Annotated in this window: 5 protein-coding genes; 1 reads left to right on the top strand and 4 read right to left on the bottom strand. The window is 72.3% G+C overall.

Features of this window, described 5'->3' with window-relative positions:
* Positions 1-128 precede the first annotated feature (128 nt).
* The 4 genes from D8M34_RS17685 to D8M34_RS17670 are packed head-to-tail and all read right to left on the bottom strand — an operon-like array spanning position 129 to position 2,974.
* Positions 129-1,049, bottom strand: a complete 921-nt coding sequence (locus D8M34_RS17685) for a flagellar motor switch protein FliM (RefSeq protein ID WP_164498194.1) — start codon at positions 1,047-1,049, stop codon at positions 129-131.
* 49 nt (positions 1,050-1,098) lie between these two features.
* Positions 1,099-1,908: an OmpA/MotB family protein gene (locus D8M34_RS17680; RefSeq protein WP_025104361.1), complete on the bottom strand. Its 810-nt coding sequence runs from the start codon at positions 1,906-1,908 to the stop codon at positions 1,099-1,101.
* Entirely contained in the window at positions 1,905-2,720 is an 816-nt protein-coding gene (locus tag D8M34_RS17675) for a motility protein A (protein ID WP_025104360.1), read from the bottom strand. Before D8M34_RS17675 ends, D8M34_RS17680 begins: the two co-directional genes overlap by 4 nt.
* Entirely contained in the window at positions 2,720-2,974 is a 255-nt protein-coding gene (locus D8M34_RS17670; RefSeq protein ID WP_025104359.1) for a flagellar FlbD family protein, read from the bottom strand. The genes D8M34_RS17675 and D8M34_RS17670 overlap by 1 nt, the downstream gene beginning before the upstream one ends.
* 217 nt (positions 2,975-3,191) lie before the next feature.
* On the opposite strand from D8M34_RS17670, the gene D8M34_RS17665 reads away from it, so the two are divergent.
* Positions 3,192-4,090: coiled-coil domain-containing protein (locus D8M34_RS17665; protein ID WP_446723740.1), on the top strand; the 899-nt coding region annotated here is incomplete at its 3' end.

The following is a 4,090-nucleotide window of genomic DNA, read 5'->3' as shown; positions in this document are numbered from 1 at the left end:
GAACTGCGCGACCACCGCGTCGCCGGTGTCGCCGGACACCTGCGAGGCGCGCGCGGTGACCGGTGCGGCGGTGGGCAGCCGGGCCGCGAACGCGGCGGCGACGGCGGACTCGTAGGCGGTGGTGCTGATCACGCGGACTCCTGAGCGGGGGCGGTTTCGGGGACGGTGGCGGTCACGACGCAGGCGAGCCGGGCGCCCGCGCTGCCGACGGCGGCGGTCGCGACCGTCTGGTCGCCCACGGTGAGGAGCAGGGGACGGTCGGCGGCGTGCGGCAGGGGCAGCAGGTCACCGACGGCGAGATCGAGCACCTCGCGGGGGAGCACCGTGCGGGGGGCCAGCCGCAGCGCCACCTCGACCGGGGCGGCTTCCACCTGCCGCCGGACCAGTCCCGGGGTCTCGGTGCGGTCGGCGTCGGAGGCGCGTACCGCGAACCCGGCGAGGACCGACGCGGGGAGCATGATGCTGGCGGGCACCGTCCGGCCGCCGTGGCGCATCGACAGGCGGGCGACGATCACCGGCTCCCCGGCGGCGGCCACCTGCGCGAACTGGGAGCTGTACTGGATGCCGGCGACGGCCACGCCTGCGGGCAGCAGGCCGTCGAGACTGCCGGTGAGGTGGTCGATGGCGTCGGCGATCAGCGATCGGATCAGCGCCTGCTCGATCGGGGTGAAGGTGCGGTCCTCGGCGGTGGACGTCGATCGTCCTCCCACCATCTGCACGATCCATGAGGTCGCGGTCGGGATCGGCACCTGGACGATCATGCGCTCGTCCGAATCGGGCAGCGCGCACACGATCATGGTCGTCGTGGTGGGAAGCGACTGCGCGTACTCTCCGTATGTGAGCATGCCGACGTGCTCGACGGCGATGGTGGCGCGCACGTGGATCTTGCCGGAGAGCTGGGCCGACCACTGCCGCGCGAACGTCTCGAACGCGAGCTCCAGGGTGCGGGCGTGCTCGCGCGACAGCGTCGCCGCGCGTCCGAAGTCGTAGACCTCGACGTCGGCGATCGCCGTCTCCGCGCGCGCCCGAGAGCGCACGCCGTCATCCATCACCACGAACCCGACTATCGGGCGGTGAGCGGCGTGCGTTAGGGACGGGTCAGGGGGAGGTCTGCGCGGCACCCGCGGCCGGGATCAGCGCTCGCACCTCCTCGCTGGCATCGGAGAGGATGACGATGTCCACCCGGCGGTTCTCCGCGAGCTGCTCCGGCGTGCTGCCGGCGGCGACCGGGCGGGTGTCGCCGAACCCGACGGACTTGAGGTGGGCAGGGGGCAGGCCGGCGGCCTCCACGAGGTAGCGCAGCACCTGCGTGGAGCGCCCGGCGGAGAGCTCCCAGTTGGTCGGGAAGGGGGCGACCGAGCCGCGGGCGTCGGCGTGCCCCTCCACCGAGATCTCGTTGGGGGCCGAGACGAGGACCGACCCGAGCGCATCGAGCACCTGCGTCGCGGCCGGGCTGAGGTCCGTGCTGTTGGTGGTGAAGAAGGTCTCCGCGCTCACGAGTCCGATGGTCAGACCGCGCTCGTCGATCGTGAAGGTGACGTCGGCTTCCAGCCCCCGGTCCGCCAGCACCTGGCGCAGGCGCTCGCGGAGGGCGGAGAGCTCGTCGAACTCGCGCTGCGCGGCCTCCAGCCCGGTGTCGGCGAAGTCCTCGCCCTCGTCGTCCACGAGCTCGGGCGGCACGACGACGCCGCTGGTCACATCGATGTCGTCGGAGGGCTCCTGGCCGAAGCCGGTCGCGAGGGACGCGCTCAGGGCCTCGAACTTCTCCTGGTCGACGGTCGACATGGCGAAGAGCACGATGAACATGCACATCAGCACCGTCACCATGTCGAGGTACGACGCCATCCAGCGCTCGTCCGGCCCGCTGTGCTCGGACTCCTGGACGCGGCGTCGGGTGCGCACGCTCATGAGAAGAGGTCCTCGTGCTCGGCCGCCGCCTCCGCCGGCTGCTCGCGGCGGCGGGAGCGGCCGGGGGAACGATCGGAGACGAGCGCGCTCAGGCGCTCGCGCACGTGCGCGGGGGCGGCACCGGCCTGGACGGCGAGCATGCCCTCCATGAGCACCGTCATGCGCTCGAGCTCCAGCTCGCCCAGACGCTGCAGGCGGCCGCCGATCGGGAGCCAGATGAAGTTCGCCGACAGCAGGCCCCACAGCGTGGCGACGAAGGCGGCGGCGATCATGGGTCCGAGGGTGTCCGGCTTGTCGAGCTTCTCCAGCACGTGGGTGAGGGAGACGACCGTGCCGATGATGCCGACCGTGGGGGCGAACCCGCCGAGGGTCATGTAGAAGCGGGAGGCGGTGCGGTTCCGGGCGGCCGTGGACGACAGCTCGTCCTCGAGCAGCACGCGGAGGTCTTCCGCGTCGGTCCCGTCGGCGATGCTCTGCAGGGCCTGCCGCAGGAACGGATCCTTCTCCTCGTCGAGTCCCTGCTCCAGCGCCAGGAGCCCTTCGGCGCGGGCCTTCTCCGCGTAGCCGACGACCGTGTCGATGGTGCTCTGCGCGGTGCGGCGCTCCCCGCGGAACGCGCGGGGGAGGGACTTCACGGCGTGCAGGGCGTCGCGCAGCGTGCCGCTGGCGAGCCCGACCGCGATCGTGGCGCCGAAGACGAGCACCATCGGCGCGGGCAGGAGGAGCGACCCGATCGTCGCGCCCTCGAGGTTGATCATGGCGATGAGGGCGCCGAACGCGAGGACGAGCCCGAGGATGAGAGACGGATCCATCAGGCGTCCCCTCCCGTGACGGATACGGCGGGAGCGCCGACCTCGTCGCCAGCCGCGACCAGTGCGGCCGCGGTCGCGAGGATCCCGGCGCGGAAGCGGGTGATCCGGGCGATCACGTCGTCCATCGTCTCCGTGACGACGAAGGTCGCGCCGTCGACCATCATGATCGTCGTGTCCGGCGTGGCCTGGACACGTTCGATCAGGTCGGGGTTCACCGCGAACCGGGAACGGTTCAGGCGCGTGAGGACGATCATGGGCTCCATCCTGGAAAAAGCTCGCCCCGCCCGAGAGCGGGGAACCGACGGCCCGTCCTGGGCTGTCGGAGAGGACTGTCGGCCGGGTGCTGCGGCGCGTTAGCGCGGGGTCGGACCGAGCGGGATCTTTCTCACGGCGGGCGCGTCGTCGCCGATAGGGACCAGGGGCGGGGGACGATGAGCAGCGGGCGAAGGGAGCCTTGTGCGGGATCGGAACGTGAAGAAGGCCGCGGCGACGGCGGCCGAGGAGTGCGGCTGCGCGCCGACCCCTGCCGAACGGGGCGCGCTGTGGAACCAGCCGGTCAGCCGACGCCATGCCTTCGGGATCGGCGCGTTGGGCGTCGTCGCGCTCGCCGCCTTCGGCGTCGGTTCGGGGGTCACGGCCGCGCATGCCGCGTCGTACCCGAGCTGGGACGACGTGCAGCGCGCGAAGAACAACGAGGCGGCCAAGGCCGGCGAGGTCACCAGGATCCAGGGGCTGATCCAGTCGTTGGAGCGCAAGGTCGCGGAGACCCAGGCGGCGGCACAGGTCGCGTCCGACGAGTTCTTCGAGGCGCAGCAGGCCTACTTCGCCGCGATCACCGAGGCGGACGCCCTGCAGGCCCAGGCCGACGAGAAGGCGGCGCTCGCCGACGAGACCGCGAAGAAGGCCGGCCAGATCGCGGCCCAGCTCTACCGCAGCGGCGGCGACGACACCGCACTGGAGCTGTTCTTCGCCGGGTCGGGAGCCAACGCCGACGAGCTGCTGTCGCGGCTCGGCACCATGAACAAGTTCCTCGAGTACAACCAGACCACCTACGACAACGCCGTCTCGGCGCGCAACACCGCGCAGGCCCTGACCGCGCAGGCGCAGGTCGCCAGGGACGAGCGCGACCGCCTGCAGCAGGTCGCCGAGCAGAAGATGGTCGCGGCGCAGCAGGCGGCGGACGCGGCCCAGGCCGCGCTCGACGAGCAGGCGGCGAACCTCGAGACCCTCAAGGCCCAGCTGGCGGCGCTCAAGGACACCACGACCAAGACGGTCGCGGGGTATCAGGCGGGCGTGGAGGCACGGCGGCGCGAGGAGGAAGCCCGTCGCAAGCGCGAGGCGGCGGCGGCTGCCGCGGCGGCGGCTGCGGC

The sequence above is a fragment of the Microbacterium sp. HSID17254 genome (genome assembly GCF_003989315.1).
Lineage (GTDB): Bacteria > Actinomycetota > Actinomycetes > Actinomycetales > Microbacteriaceae > Microbacterium.
The sequence above is the reverse complement of the archived record's forward strand: the minus strand, read 5'-3'. Positions and strand labels throughout refer to the sequence as shown.